13 protein-coding genes are annotated in these 14,376 nt (G+C 66.9%); all 13 read right to left on the bottom strand.

The genetic code is table 11. The features are described from left to right. Nucleotides 1–91 precede the first annotated feature (91 nt). Nucleotides 92–1,525: an NADH-quinone oxidoreductase subunit NuoN gene (nuoN, locus tag ACILRB_RS03910; RefSeq protein WP_395664988.1), complete on the bottom strand. Its 1,434-nt coding sequence runs from the start codon at nt 1,523–1,525 to the stop codon at nt 92–94. Nucleotides 1,526–1,549: 24 nt separating this feature from the next. Continuing rightward, nucleotides 1,550–3,097, bottom strand: coding sequence for an NADH-quinone oxidoreductase subunit M (locus tag ACILRB_RS03905; RefSeq protein WP_395664987.1), 1,548 nt, complete (start codon nt 3,095–3,097; stop codon nt 1,550–1,552). Beyond that, complete coding sequence (nuoL, locus tag ACILRB_RS03900; protein WP_395664986.1) at nt 3,097–5,181, bottom strand: NADH-quinone oxidoreductase subunit L; 2,085 nt, start codon at nt 5,179–5,181, stop codon at nt 3,097–3,099. Before nuoL ends, ACILRB_RS03905 begins: the two co-directional genes overlap by 1 nt. 4 nt (nt 5,182–5,185) lie before the next feature. After that, nucleotides 5,186–5,494, bottom strand: a complete 309-nt coding sequence (gene nuoK, locus ACILRB_RS03895; RefSeq protein WP_395664985.1) for an NADH-quinone oxidoreductase subunit NuoK — start codon at nt 5,492–5,494, stop codon at nt 5,186–5,188. Between the two features lie 43 nt (nt 5,495–5,537). Beyond that, nucleotides 5,538–6,143 carry an NADH-quinone oxidoreductase subunit J gene (locus ACILRB_RS03890; RefSeq protein ID WP_395664984.1) on the bottom strand — a complete coding sequence of 202 codons (606 nt, stop codon included), beginning with the start codon at nt 6,141–6,143 and terminating at the stop codon, nt 5,538–5,540. A gap of 59 nt (nt 6,144–6,202) precedes the next feature. Continuing rightward, nucleotides 6,203–6,691 (bottom strand): NADH-quinone oxidoreductase subunit NuoI, encoded by a 489-nt coding sequence (gene nuoI / locus ACILRB_RS03885; protein WP_395664983.1) that lies wholly within the window; start codon nt 6,689–6,691, stop codon nt 6,203–6,205. Nucleotides 6,692–6,747: 56 nt separating this feature from the next. Next, the gene (gene nuoH, locus ACILRB_RS03880) at nt 6,748–7,776 is read right to left on the bottom strand and encodes an NADH-quinone oxidoreductase subunit NuoH (RefSeq protein ID WP_395664982.1); all 1,029 of its coding nucleotides are present in this window, start codon (nt 7,774–7,776) and stop codon (nt 6,748–6,750) included. A gap of 4 nt (nt 7,777–7,780) precedes the next feature. Continuing rightward, on the bottom strand, nt 7,781–9,844 hold the full coding sequence (gene nuoG / locus ACILRB_RS03875) for an NADH-quinone oxidoreductase subunit NuoG (RefSeq protein WP_395664981.1): 2,064 nt from the start codon (nt 9,842–9,844) through the stop codon (nt 7,781–7,783). Between the two features lie 60 nt (nt 9,845–9,904). Beyond that, entirely contained in the window at nt 9,905–11,215 is a 1,311-nt protein-coding gene (nuoF, locus tag ACILRB_RS03870; protein ID WP_395664980.1) for an NADH-quinone oxidoreductase subunit NuoF, read from the bottom strand. 11 nt (nt 11,216–11,226) lie between these two features. Then, nucleotides 11,227–12,075, bottom strand: coding sequence for an NADH-quinone oxidoreductase subunit NuoE (gene nuoE / locus ACILRB_RS03865; protein ID WP_395664979.1), 849 nt, complete (start codon nt 12,073–12,075; stop codon nt 11,227–11,229). Between the two features lie 70 nt (nt 12,076–12,145). Beyond that, nucleotides 12,146–13,330 (bottom strand): NADH-quinone oxidoreductase subunit D, encoded by a 1,185-nt coding sequence (locus ACILRB_RS03860; protein ID WP_395664978.1) that lies wholly within the window; start codon nt 13,328–13,330, stop codon nt 12,146–12,148. A 41-nt stretch (nt 13,331–13,371) separates the two neighbouring features. Beyond that, nucleotides 13,372–13,986: an NADH-quinone oxidoreductase subunit C gene (locus tag ACILRB_RS03855; RefSeq protein ID WP_395664977.1), complete on the bottom strand. Its 615-nt coding sequence runs from the start codon at nt 13,984–13,986 to the stop codon at nt 13,372–13,374. Nucleotides 13,987–14,043: 57 nt separating this feature from the next. Further along, a partial coding sequence (gene nuoB / locus ACILRB_RS03850) for an NADH-quinone oxidoreductase subunit NuoB (RefSeq protein ID WP_395664976.1) occupies nt 14,044–14,376 on the bottom strand: 333 nt, incomplete at its 5' end.

Below are 14,376 nucleotides of genomic sequence, written 5' to 3'. Positions count from 1 at the left end.
CGGACTCCGGAGTCGAGGCTGCGCGGCGAGGTCCGGCGCGAATCGATCCGCCGGGTCTCGCGGCGCCGCGTCCGCCCCCTAACCGCCCTCTCTAGAAGAGAGATCTGGCCGCGCTGGCCGTCACGGCGACGAAGGGGCTTGGATACACGAACAAGAACAGCACGAACAGGGTCGAAATGGCAAGCACGGCCGAAAGCGCGGGCGAGGTCCGGTCGAACGCAGGGGCCGGCTCGTCGAAATACATGATCTTGACGATGCGCAGGTAATAATAGGCGCCGACCGCGCTGGTCAGCACGCCGATCACCGCGAGCGCGTAGAGATGCGCCTGGATCGCCGCGTTGAACACGTACCATTTGGCGAAGAAGCCGGCGAGCGGCGGGACGCCGGCGAGCGAGAACATCAGCATGGCGAAGCCGAAGGCCATGCCGGGACGCGTCTTGGCGAGGCCGGCGAGATCGCCGATGCGCTCGACCGGGCGCCCCTCGACGCGCATCGCCAGAATGACGGCGAAGGCCCCGAGCGTCATGACGAGATAGATCGCCATATAGGCGATGACCCCGAACACGCCGTCCTGCGTGCCGGCGGCGAGGCCGACCAGGGCGAAGCCGACATGGCCGATCGCCGAATAGGCCATCAGGCGCTTGACGTTCTCCTGGCCGATGGCGGCGAAGGAGCCGAGGGCCATCGACAGGATCGAGATGAAGACGATGATCTGACGCCACTGCGCGCCGGCGTCGGGGAAGGCCGCGACGAGCACGCGCACGGTGATCGCCACGGCGGCCATCTTGACCGCCGAGGCGAAGAAGGCGGTCACCGGCGTCGGCGCGCCCTCATAGACGTCGGGCGTCCACATGTGGAACGGCACGGCCGACATCTTGAAGGCGAGGCCGGTCATTAGGAAGACGAGGCCGAACACGACCCCGAGCGAGGCGTGGCCCCGCGTCGCCGCGGCGATGTCGGCGAAGGACACCGAGCCCGAAAAGCCGTAGATCAGCGAGGCGCCGTAAAGGAGCATGCCGGACGAAAGCGCGCCCAGCACGAAATATTTGAGCCCCGCTTCGGAGGCGCGCTGGTCCTCGCGCCAGAAGGCCGCGAGCACGTAGAGCGCGAGCGACATCAGTTCGAGGCCAAGATACATGGCGATGAGGTTCTGCGCCGAGATCAGGACCATCATGCCGAGCGTGGCGAGCAGCACGAGGATCGGGAACTCGAACTTGTCGATCCCCGCGCGGCGCAGGAAGTCCTGCCCCATGATCAGGGCGACGAGCGAGCCGACGAGGGCCAGCGCCTTCATGAAGCGGCCGAAGGCGTCGTCGATCATGGCCCCGTCGAAGACGACGGCGTCGCCCTTGAAGCCGAGCACGATGACGAGCAGGGCCGCGCCGAGGAGGCCGACGGCGATCTCGGTGACCGGACCGTCGGACGGCTTGCCGCGGATCGCGCCGTAAAGGACGAGCGCGAGGACGCCGGTCGCGAGAACGATTTCCGGCAGGGCGTGGGCGAGGGAGACGGACAGGGGGGTCATGGCGGCGCCTTGGGGAAGCGGGGCTTAGTTCGCGCGGGCGATGGGGCCGTTCTCCTGCGCGGCGAAGGCCGCCGGCGGGAGGTCGGGCTTGGCGGCGAGGCGCGAATCATAGGTCTTGATGAGCGCCGCGATCGAGGCCTGCGACGCGTCGAGGATCGGCTGCGGCTGGAAGCCGTAGTAGATCGTCAGCACGACGAGCGGCGCGAAGATCGCCTTCTCGCGCCAGTCGAGGTCGGCGATGGCGCGCAGCGCCGGCTTGGTCAGCGCGCCGAACACGACCTTGCGGTAGAGCGTCAGCGCATAGGCGGCGGAGAGAATGACGCCGGTGGCCGCGAAGGCCGCGATCCAGCTGTTGACGCGGAAGCCGCCGAGCATGGTCAAAAACTCGCCGACGAAGCCCGAGGTGCCGGGCAGGCCGACATTGGCCATGGTGAAGATCATGAACACTACGGCGTAGACCGGCATGCGCGCGGCGAGGCCGCCATAGGCCGCGATCTCGCGGGTGTGCATGCGGTCGTAGACGACGCCGACGCACAGGAACAGCGCGCCCGAGACGAAGCCATGCGAGATCATCTGGAACATGGCGCCCTGCACGCCCTGTTCGGTCATGGTGAACAGGCCCATGGTGACGAAGCCCATATGCGCCACCGAGGAATAGGCGATGAGCTTCTTCATGTCCTCCTGCACCAGCGCGACGAGCGAGGTGTAGACGATGGCGATGATCGACAGGGCGTAGATCAGCGGCGCGAAATAGGCCGAGGCGTCGGGAAACATCGGCAGCGAGAAGCGGATGAAGCCGTAGCCGCCCATCTTGAGCAGGATGCCGGCGAGGATCACCGATCCCGCCGTCGGCGCCTCGACATGGGCGTCGGGCAGCCAGGTGTGCACCGGCCACATCGGCATCTTGACCGCGAGCGAGGCGAAGAAGGCGAGGAACAGCCAGGTCTGCATCGACGCCGGGAAATGCGTCGCGAGCAGCTTCGTGATGTCGGTCGAGCCGGCGTAGCCGTACATCGCCATGATGGCGAGCAGCATCAGCAGCGAACCGGCGAGCGTGTAGAGGAAGAACTTGAACGCGGCGTAGACGCGCCGCTTGCCGCCCCATACGCCGATGATGAGGAACATCGGAATGAGGCCGCCCTCGAAGAACAGGTAGAACAGCACGACGTCGAGCGCGCAGAACACGCCGATCATCAGCGTTTCGAGCACGAGGAAGGCGATCATGTACTCCTTGACCCGGTAGGTGATCGAGGTCCAGGAGGCGGCGATGCAGAACGGCGTCAGGAACGCCGTCAGCAGCACGAAGGGCATCGAGATGCCGTCGACGCCGAGCTTGTAGACGAGGCCGGAGCCGAACCAGGCTTTCTCCTCGACGAGCTGGAAGCCGGGGAGCGCGCGGTCGAAGTGAGCCCAGGCGTAGAGCGACAGCAGGAAGACGACGATGGTGGTGGCGAAGGCCGCCCAGCGCGCATTCCTCAGCGTCGCCTCGTCCTCGCCGCGCAGGCAGAGGATAAAGGCGACGCCGACGAGCGGCAGGAAGACGACGCAGGAGAGAATGCCGAAGCCGAACATCAGCGGACGCTCCCGACAAGATACCAGCTGATGAGCGCGGCGAGGCCGATCATCATCGCGAAGGCGTAGTGATAGACATAGCCGCTTTGCAGCTTGACGACGCGGCCGGTGGCGTCGACGACCCGCGCCGCCACGCCGTCAGGCCCGAGGCGGTCGATGATCCCGACGTCGCCCTTCTTCCAGAACAGCCGGCCGAAACCATACGCCGGGCGCACGAACAGATAGTCGTAGAGCTCGTCGAAGTACCATTTGTTGAGCAGGAAGCGATAGAGCCCCGGCATGGCGTCGGCGAGCCGGCGCGGCGTCGACGGCGCGATCACATACATGAACAGCGCGACGACGAAGCCCGCGGCCATCATGACCGTTGGAACGATCGGCACGTAATGCGGGATCTCGTGCATCTCGTGCAGGATGTGGTTGTGCGGCCCGAGGAACAGCGCGCCCTTCCAGAAGGCGTCATAGCGCTCGCCGATGAAATAGGGCGCGAAGATCGCGCCGGCGAACAGCGCGCCGACCGCGAGGACCGCGAGCGGGAGCAGCATCACGGCCGGCGCCTCATGCGGGTTCAGCGGCCCGTGATGCGCATGGTCGTCATGCGCGTCGTGGTCGTCCTGCGCGTGCGCGTCCCGCCCATGACCGTCGTGAGCGTGCGGGTCATGGGCGTGCGGATCATGGGCGTGCGGGTCATGGACCGCCGCCGCGCCGACCGAATGGGCCGGCGCATGGTCGTCCGCCCATTGCGCCTTGCCGAAGAAGGTCATGAACACGAGGCGCCAGGAATAGAACGAAGTGAGCGCCGCCGCGATCACGGTCATGATGAAGCCGTAATAGGCGAAGCCCCGGTGCGAGGCGTAGGCGGCTTCGATCACCGCGTCCTTCGAGAAATAGCCGGCGGTGTAGGGAAAGCCGGTGAGCGCCAGCGTGCCGACGGTCATCATCGCGAAGGTGAAGGGAATTTTCCGCCACAGCCCGCCCATGCGGCGCATGTCCTGCTCATGGTGCATGGCGACGATGACCGCGCCCGCGCCCAGAAACAGCAGCGCTTTGAAGAAGGCGTGGGTGAACAGATGGAACACGCCGGCCGAATAGGCCCCGACGCCGAGCGCGACGAACATGTAGCCGAGCTGCGAGCAGGTCGAATAGGCGATGACGCGCTTGATGTCGTTCTGGACGAGGCCGACGGTCGCCGCGAAGAAGGCGGTGGTCGCGCCGACGAGGATGACGACGTTGAGGGCGGCCGGCGCCTGCTCGAACAGCGGCGAGAGGCGCGCGACCATGAACACGCCGGCGGTGACCATGGTGGCGGCGTGGATCAGCGCCGACACCGGCGTCGGGCCCTCCATGGCGTCGGGCAGCCAGGTGTGCAGCAGGAACTGCGCCGACTTGCCCATGGCGCCCATGAACAGCAGCAGGCAGGCGACCGTCATGGCGTCGAAATAGCCGCCGAAGACATAGATCTCCTTGCCTTCGAGGCCGGGCGCGGCGGCGAAGATCTGGTCGAAGGCGATCGAGCCCGTGAGCCCGAACACCATGAAGATGCCGAGCAGGAAGCCGAAGTCGCCGACGCGGTTGACGACGAAGGCCTTGATCGCGGCGGCGCAGGCCGAGGGCTTCTGGTACCAGAAGCCGATCAGGAGATAGGACGCGAGGCCGACGCCCTCCCAGCCGAAGAACATCTGCAGCAGATTGTCGGCGGTCACCAGCGACAGCATGGCGAAGGTGAACAGCGACAGATAGGCGAAGAAGCGCGGCCGCGACGGATCCTCGTGCATGTAGCCGATGGAATAGAGATGCACGAGCGACGAGACCGAGGTCACGACGACGAGCATCACCGCGGTCAGCGTGTCGACGCGGATCGCCCATTGCGCGACGAGCGTGCCCGAGGTGATCCAGTTGGCGAGCGGCTGGACGAGCAGCGGCTGCGGGCCGAGCGCGAAGCGGAAGAAGACGAGCCACGAGAGGGCCGCCGAGACGAAGAGCAGGCTCGTGGTGACGACCTCGCAGGCCCTCGCGCCGAGATAGCGCCCGAAGGGCCCGGCGATGAGGAATCCGGCGAGCGGAAGGAAAAGGATCGCCGCGTACATCGGCTCAGCCCTTCATCATGTTGATGTCTTCGACCGCGATCGAGCCGCGGTTGCGGTAGTAGGCGACGAGGATGGCGAGGCCGATCGCGGCCTCCGCGGCCGCGACCGTCAGGATGAACAGCGAGAAGATCTGCCCCGTGAGGTCGCCGAGGAAGCTCGAAAAGGCGACGAGATTGACGTTGACCGAGAGCAGGATGAGCTCGACCGACATCAGGACGACGATGATGTTCTTGCGGTTGAGAATGATGCCCGCGACGCCGATGGTGAAGATGATCGCCGCCGTGATGAGGAAATGCGCGAGCGATACGGTCATGGGCGCGTCCTGGGGTGGGAAGGGAGCGGGGCGGAGCGGCGGGTCATACGCCCTCGCGGAAGGGCTTCTTGCGCAGCTCGACGGCGTCGGCCGGCGTGCGCGCGTTCTGGCGCGCGACGTCCTGGCGCTTGACCCCCGGCTTGTGATGCAGGGTGAGGATGATGGCGCCGATCATGGCGGTGAGCAGCACCATGCTCGCGCCGATGAAGAGATAGGCGTATTGGGTGTAGAGCACGCGGCCGATGGCCAGCGTGTTGCTCATGGCCGGCGGCGCGGGCGTCTCGACCGCGCCGAGCGCGGCCGCGTCGATGCGCCAGCCTCCGACCACCACGGCGAGTTCGAGCAGCACGATCGCGCCGATCGTCCCGCCGAGCGGCAGGTAGCGCATGAACCCCTGCTTCAACTCGGCGAAATCGACGTCGAGCATCATCACCACGAACAGGAACAGCACCGCCACCGCGCCGACATAGACGATGACGAGCAGCATCGCCAGGAACTCGGCCCCGAGCAGCAGGAACAGGCCCGCCGCGTTGAAGAAGGCGAGGATCAGCCACAGCACCGAATGCACCGGGTTGCGCGCGGTGATGACCATGAACGCCGAGGCGATCAGGACGGCGGAAAAGAAATAGAAGAACAGCGCCGCGATCATGGCTTGGTCCTCATGCGCGCCAGAGTCTTCGTCAGGGGCTCGGTCATCGCTTGGCCCTCTTACCGGTAGGGCGCGTCGAGCGCGATGTTGCGCGCGATCTCGCGCTCCCAGCGCGCGCCGTTTTCGAGCAGGCGGTTCTTGTCATAGAAAAGCTCTTCGCGCGTCTCGACCGAGAATTCGGCGTTCGGCCCCTCGACGATGGCGTCGACCGGGCAGGCCTCCTGGCAGAAGCCGCAATAGATGCATTTGACCATGTCGATGTCGTAGCGGGTGGTGCGCCGCGTGCCGTCGTTGCGGCGCGGCCCCGCCTCGATGGTGATCGCCTGCGCCGGGCAGATCGCCTCGCACAGCTTGCAGGCGATGCAGCGCTCCTCGCCGTTGGGATAGCGGCGCAGCGCATGCTCGCCGCGGTAGCGCGGCGACTGCGGATTCTTCTCGTGCGGATAGTTCAGCGTCGGCTTCGGCTTGAAGAAATAGCGCATCGACAGGAAGAAAGCGCCGACGAACTCCGTCAGGAACAGAGCCTTGGCCGCCTGGTCGAGTTTCATGTCACGCCCTTTCGCACCCGTCGACGCGGCCCGCGCCCGGTCGATTGCAATGAATGTCAGCTGGCGAGGGAGGCGCCCCAGCCGGTCAGCTGAAGCACGGCGGCGACGAGGATCACCATGACGAGCGAGATCGGCAAGAACACCTTCCAGCCGAGCCGCATGAGCTGGTCATAGCGGTAGCGCGGCACGAAGGCCTTGACCATCGCGAACATGAAGAAGACCGCGCAGACCTTCAGCACGAACCAGATCACGCCCGGGACCCAGGTGAAAGGCGCGAAGGGAATGGGCGAAAGCCAGCCGCCGAGGAACAGGATGGTGGTCAGCGCGCACATGGTGATGATCGCCACATATTCGGCGAGCATGAACAGCATGTAGGGCGTCGAGGAATATTCGACCATGAAGCCCGCGACAAGCTCCGATTCGGCCTCGGCGAGGTCGAACGGCGGGCGGTTCGTCTCGGCCAGCGCCGAGACGAAGAAGATGACGAACATTGGAAACAGCGGCAGCCAGTACCAGCCGAGCAGGCCCCAGCCATTGTCCTGCGCGCGCACGATGTCGGTCAGGTTCAGCGAGCCGACGCAGAGCAGCACGGTGATGATGACGAAGCCGATCGAGACCTCATAGGAGATCATCTGGGCGGCCGCGCGCAGCGCCGACAGGAACGGATATTTCGAGTTCGACGCCCAGCCGCCCATGATCACGCCATAGACGCCGAGCGAGGAGACGGCGAGGATGTAGAGGATGCCGACGTTGATGTCGGCGACCGCCCAGCCCTCCGTGACCGGAATCACCGCCCACGCCGAGAGCGACAGCAGGCCCATGACGAAGGGCGCGAGCAGGAACACGCCCTTGTTCGACCCGTCCGGGACGACAGGCTCCTTGAACACGAACTTCAGCATGTCCGCGAAGCTCTGGAAGAGCCCCCACGGGCCGACGACGTTCGGGCCGCGCCGCAGCTGCACCGCCGCCCACACCTTGCGGTCGGCGTAGAGGATATAGGCGATGAAGATCAGCAGGACGACAAGCAGGACGACGCTTTTCAGCGCCGTCAGCAGGAGGGGAACAAGCCAGCCGGTCTGGTCCATAGCGCTACTCCGCCGCCTGGCGCGCGAGATCGAGGCGAAGCGCGGAGCATTCCGCCATCACCGCGGAGGCCCGCGCGATCGGATTGGTGAGATAGAAATCGGCGATCGCCGGCGCGAAGGGCGCCTGGCCCGGCGCGCCGCCCGCGCCCGCGAGCCGTTCGAGATCGGCGGCCGGCGCGGGCGCCAGAGCGTCGAGCGCCGCGAAATGCGGATGCAGCGCGTAGAGCCGGCTGCGCAGGCCCTTGAGCGAATCGAACGGCAGCCGGCGGCCGAGAGGCTCGGAGAGGGCGCGCAGGATGGCCCAGTCCTCGCGCGCCTCTCCGGGCGGGAAATTGGCGCGGTCGGCGAGCTGGACGCGGCCTTCGGTGTTGACGTAGAGGCCCGATTTCTCGGTGAAGGCGGCGCCCGGAAGGATGACGTCGGCGCGGGCCGCGCCGCGGTCGCCATGCGAGCCCTGATAGACCACAAAAGCGCCGGGCGCGATGTCGATCTCGTCGGCGCCGAGATTGTAGATCACGTCGAGCGCGCCGGGCTCGGCCATGGAAAGCGCGTCGAGCCCGCCCGGGCCCGGCACGAAGCCGAGGTCGAGGCCGCCGACGCGGGCCGCGGCCGTATGCAGCACGCCGAAGCCGTTCCAGCCGTCCTTGACGACGCCGAGCGACAGCGCCGCGCGCGCCGCGACCGACAGGATCGCGAAGCCGTCGGGACGCGCCAGCGCCCCCTGCCCCACGAGCAGCAGCGGCCGCTCCATCTTGGCTTTCGTGTGCTCGGCGAAGCCCGCGAGCGTCTCGGGGCCGGCGCCGAGATAGGCGTAGTCATAGGTGAGGTCGGCCTTCTCGCCGATCACGCCGATCTTGAAGCCGCCGCGCAGCCAGCGCTTGCGGATGCGGGCGTTGAGCACCGGCGATTCGAGGCGCGGGTTGGAGCCGACGATCATCAGCCCGTCGGCCTCGTCGATCCCGGCGACGGTCGGATTGAAGACATAGCTCGCGCGGCCGAAGGCGGGATCGAGCTTCGTTCCGTCCTGCCGGCAGTCGAGCGAGACGGCGCCGAGCGCGCCGATCAGCGTCTTCAGCGCGAACATCTCCTCGACCGCGACGAGGTCGCCGGCGAGCGCGCCGAGACGATGCGGCGGGACCGACTTGATCTTCTGCGCGATGAGGGCGAAGGCCTCGCGCCAGCTCGCCGGCCGCAGCCTGCCGTTCTCGCGCACATAGGGCGTGTCGAGGCGCCGGGCCTTGAGCCCGTCGACGCTCTGGCGCGCCTTGTCGGAGATCCACTCCTCGTTCACCGCGTCATTGGCGCGCGGCAGGATGCGCATCGCCTCGCGCCCGCGCGTGTCGACGCGGATCGCCGCGCCAAGCGCGTCCGAGACGTCGATCGACTCGGTCTTCACCAGCTCCCAGGCGCGCGCCTTGAAGGAATAGGGTTTTGGCAGCAGCGCGCCGACGGGGCAGAGATCCGCGACGTTGCCCTGCAGCTCGGAGCGCATCGCCGTTTCGAGATAGGTGGTGATCTCCATGTCCTCGCCGCGGCCGATCGCGCCCATGTCGGCGGTGCCGGCGACTTCGGCGGTGAAGCGGACGCAGCGCGTGCAATGGATGCAGCGGTTCATCGAGGTGCGGACCAGCGGCCCGATATATTTGTCTTCGACCGCGCGCTTGTTCTCGGCGTAGCGCGAATTGGCGAAGCCGAAGGCCATCGCCTGGTCCTGCAGGTCGCATTCGCCGCCCTGGTCGCAGATCGGGCAGTCGAGCGGATGGTTGATGAGCAGGAACTCCATCACGCCTTCGCGGGCCTTCTTGACCATGGGCGAATTGGTCAGGACCACCGGCGGCTCGCCGTTGGGGCCGGGCCGCAGGTCGCGCACCGCCACGGCGCAGGAGGCCGACGGCTTCGGCGGGCCGCCCTTCACCTCGACGAGGCACATGCGGCAGTTGCCGGCGACCGAGAGCCGCTCGTGGAAGCAGAAGCGCGGAATCTCGGCGCCCGCCTGCTCGCAGGCCTGCAGCAGCGTATATTCCGGCGGGACGTCGATTTCGACGTCGTCGACGATCAGCTTGGTCATGCGCTGTCCCTGGGGCGGCGGCGCCGCGCGGCGGTCGGAAGTCTTGCGGTCATCTGTCGCCTATTCGGCGGCGGCGGTGAAGCCGGCGACCGGCTCCGAATGCGGGTTGGCGGCGTATTGGTCGATGCGCTTCTCGATCTCCGGCCGGAAATGCCGGATGAGGCCCTGCACCGGCCAGGCGGCGGCGTCGCCGAGCGCGCAGATGGTGTGGCCCTCGATCTGCGTCGTGACCTCGAGCAGCATGTCGATCTCGCGCTTCTGGGCGCGCCCTTCGGCCATGCGCGAAACGACGCGCCAGAGCCATCCCGTGCCCTCGCGGCAGGGCGTGCACTGGCCGCAGCTCTCGTGCTTGTAGAAATGGCTGAGGCGGGCGATGGCGCGGATGATGTCGGTGGATTTATCCATGACGATCACCGCCGCCGTGCCGAGGCCCGACTTCAGGTCGCGCAGCGTGTCGAAATCCATCGCCGCGTCGATGATCTGGTGCGCCGGCACGCAAGGAACCGACGAGCCGCCGGGGATCACCGCGAGCAGATTGTCGGAGCCGCCGCGCACGCCGCCGCAATGTTTGTCGATGAGCTCGCGGAAGGGGATCGACATCGCCTCCTCCACGTTGCACGGCTTGTTGACGTGGCCCGAGATGCAGAACAGCTTGGTGCCGGCGTTGTTCTTGGCCCCGAAGCTCGAGAACCAGGCCGCGCCGCGGCGCAGGATGGTCGGCGCGACGGCGATCGATTCGACGTTGTTGACGGTGGTCGGGCAGCCATAGAGGCCCATGTTGGCCGGGAACGGCGGCTTCAGCCGCGGCATGCCCTTCTTGCCCTCGAGCGATTCGAGCAGCGCCGTCTCCTCGCCGCAGATATAGGCGCCCGCGCCGCGGTGGACGTAGATGTCGAACGGCCAGCCGTGGATGTTGTCCTTGCCGACGAGATTCGCCTCATAGGCTTCGGCGATCGCCTGTTCGAGCCGGTCGGCCTCAAGAATATATTCGCCGCGCACATAGATGTAGCAGGCGTGCGCCTCCATCGCGAAGCAGGCGATGAAGCAGCCCTCGACCAGAAGGTGCGGATCATTGCGCATGATCTCGCGGTCCTTGCAGGTGCCGGGCTCGGATTCGTCGGCGTTGACCACGAGATAGGACGGCCGCGCCGGATCGGCCTTGGGCATGAAGGACCATTTGAGGCCCGTGGGGAAGCCCGCGCCGCCGCGCCCGCGCAGCCCCGAGGCCTTCATCTCGGAGAGGATCCAGTCCTTGCCCTTCTCGATCAGGCCTTTCGTGTCGTCCCAGGCGCCGCGGGCCATGGCGCCCCGAAGGCCGCGGTCGCCGAAGCCGTAGAGATTGGTGAAGATGCGGTCCTTGTCCTCGAGCATCGCGGTCGTCCTCAGGCTTTGGCGTCGCTCGGCGGCTCGGCCGCGGGCTTTTCGGGCGGGTCTATGTCGGTGCGCGCCTGCGTCTCTTCGGCGGGGGTCTCGGGCATCGCCACATGCTCGGCGTGCTCCTGCGCGAGCTTTTCCGCCTCGCCGAAAAAGGCCGCGCCGTCGGCCTGCGGCGCGGGAGGCGTCTCATGCTCGACAGCCTGCGCCGCCGCTTCGGTCGTCGCCTGCGACTGTGGGCCGCTGACGCCGTCGACGCCATAGAGCGAGGTCAGCGCCGAGAGGCCGCCGGTCGGCTCCGACGAGACGCGCCCGGTCTGCGAGCCGATCGTGACGGGGCGCCCGGCGGCGAGGTCGTCGAGCAGCCTGCCGAAATTCTCGGGCGTCAGGTCTTCATAGTAATCGTCGTTGATCTGGACCATCGGCGCGTTGCAGCAGGCGCCAAGGCATTCGACCTCGATCCAGGAGAATTTGCCGTCGGCCGTCACCTTGCCCGATTCGCCGACGCGCTCCCTGAGCACGGCCTTGATCGCGTCCGAGCCGCGCAGCAGGCAGGGGGTGGTGCCGCAGAGCTGGACGAAATGCTCGCCGACGGGGGCGAGGTTGAACATGGTGTAGAAGGTCGCGACCTCGAGCACGCGGATATAGGGCATGCCGAGCTTGCGCGCGACCTCCTCGATCGCCGCGCGCGGCAGCCAGTAGTCGTGCTGCGCCTGCGCGCGCCACAACAGCGAGATCACCGCCGAGGCCTGCCGGCCTTCGGGATATTTGGCGATGATTCCTTCGGCCCACGTCTCGTTCTCGGGCGTGAAGGCGAAGCTCTCGGGCTGGACTTCGGCTAATCTGCGGACGGACATCAGCGGCGCTCGACGGTCTCGCCGGAACGGCCGGCGGTCGTGACGACAAATACGGGGAAGAAAGGCGCGCTCATCGGTCGACCTCGCCGAAGACGATGTCGATCGAGCCGAGGATCGCGCTGACGTCGGCCAGCATGGATTTGCGGCACAAAAAATCCATGGCGGCGAGATGGGCGAAGCCCGGCGCGCGGATCTTGCAGCGGTACGGCTTGTTGGTGCCGTCCGAGACGAGGAAGACGCCGAACTCGCCCTTGGGGGCCTCGACCGCGGCGTAGACCTCGCCGGCCGGCACGTGAAAACCCTCGGTGTAGAGCTTGAAATGATGGATCAGCGCCTCCATCGAGCGCTTCATTTCGCCCCGCGTCGGCGGCGTGACCTTGCCGCGCGAAAGCACGGGCCCCTGGCCGTCCGGCGCGCGCAGCTTGGCGACGCACTGCTTCATGATGGAGACCGACTGGCGCATCTCCTCCATGCGGATGACCTGACGGTCGTAATTGTCGCCGTTGCGCCCGACCGGGATGTCGAACTCCATCTCCTCGTAGCACTCATAGGGCTGCGCCTTGCGCAGGTCCCAGGGCGCGCCCGAGCCGCGCACCATCACGCCCGAAAAGCCCCAGCGCCAGCAGTCTTCGAGGCTCACGACGCCGATGTCGACGTTGCGCTGCTTGAAGATGCGGTTGTCGATGAACAGGGCGGTGAGGTCGTCGCAGGTTTTCAGGAACGGGTCGCACCAGGCCTCGATGTCGTCGATCAGCGCCGGCGGGATGTCCTGGTGCACGCCGCCGGGGCGGAAATAATTGGCGTGGAGCCGCGCCCCCGAGGCGCGCTCATAAAACACCATCAGCTTTTCGCGCTCCTCAAAACCCCACAGCGGCGGGGTGAGCGCGCCGACGTCCATCGCCTGGGTGGTGACGTTGAGGAGATGCGACAGGATGCGGCCGATCTCGCAGAACAGCACGCGCAGAAGCTGGGCGCGGCGCGGAACCTCGACGCCGGCGAGCCGCTCGATGGCGAGACAGAAGGCGTGCTCCTGATTCATCGGCGCGACGTAATCGAGCCGGTCGAAATAGGGCACGTTCTGCAGATAGGTGCGCGCCTCCATCAGCTTTTCAGTGCCGCGATGCAGCAGGCCGATATGCGGATCGACGCGCTCGACGATCTCGCCGTCGAGCTCAAGCACCAGCCGCAACACGCCATGCGCGGCCGGGTGCTGCGGGCCGAAATTGATCGTGAAATTGCGGACCTGATCGTTCATGGATCTTCACGCGATAAGGCGTTGCGGAGGCGCGGCCGGGTTCAGGCGGGGTTGCGCCGGACTTTCTCGTCGCCCGGCAGCACATAGTCGCCGGAGCCCTCCCAGGGCGACAGGAAGTCGAAGCTGCGATAGTCCTGGACGAGCTGCACCGGCTCGTAGAGCACGCGCTTCTCCTCGTCGTCGTAGCGCACCTCGACATAGCCGGTCATGGGGAAGTCCTTGCGCAGCGGATGGCCGTCGAAGCCATAGTCGGTCAGGATGCGGCGCAGGTCGGGGTGGTCAGAGAAGAACACGCCGTACATGTCATAGGCTTCGCGCTCGAACCAGATCGCCGCCGGATAGAGGCCGGACAGCGAGGGGACGGGCGTCGCCTCGTCGGTCGCGACCTTCACGCGGATGCGGCGGTTATGCCTCGGCGAGAGCAGATGCGTCACCACGTCGAAGCGCTGTTCGCGGGCCGGATAGTCGACGGCGGTCAGGTCGATGAAGGAGACGAACAGGCAGGACGGATCGTCGCGCAGATATTCGACGGTCTCGGCGAGGCAGTCGGCGCGCACGCTGAGCGTCAGCTCGCCGAAGGCGACCTCCGCCGCCTCGACCCAGCCGCGCAGCGCGGCCAGGAGCTCGTCGGCGAACTGTTTCAGATCCTCGTCCATCAAGCCTCCGCCTGAATTGTTCGCCTGCGCCGGACCGCCCGCGCGGGCGGCGACGCGCTAGCGCTCGATCGTGCCCGCGCGGCGGATTTTGCGCTGAAGCAGCAGCACGCCGTAGAGCAGCGCCTCGGCCGACGGCGGGCAGCCCGGAACATAGACGTCGACCGGCACGATGCGGTCGCAGCCGCGCACCACCGAATAGGAGTAGTGATAATAGCCGCCGCCATTGGCGCAGGAGCCCATCGAGATCACGTAGCGCGGCTCCGGCATCTGGTCGTAGACCTTGCGCAGGGCGGGCGCCATCTTGTTGGTGAGCGTGCCGGCGACGATCATCACGTCGGACTGGCGCGGCGAGCCGCGCGGCGCGAAGCCGAACCGCTCGACGTCGTAGCG

Origin of the sequence: Methylocella sp. (genome assembly GCF_044226135.1) — a bacterium.
GTDB lineage: Bacteria > Pseudomonadota > Alphaproteobacteria > Rhizobiales > Beijerinckiaceae > Methylocapsa.
The sequence above is the reverse complement of the archived record's forward strand: the minus strand, read 5'-3'. Positions and strand labels throughout refer to the sequence as shown.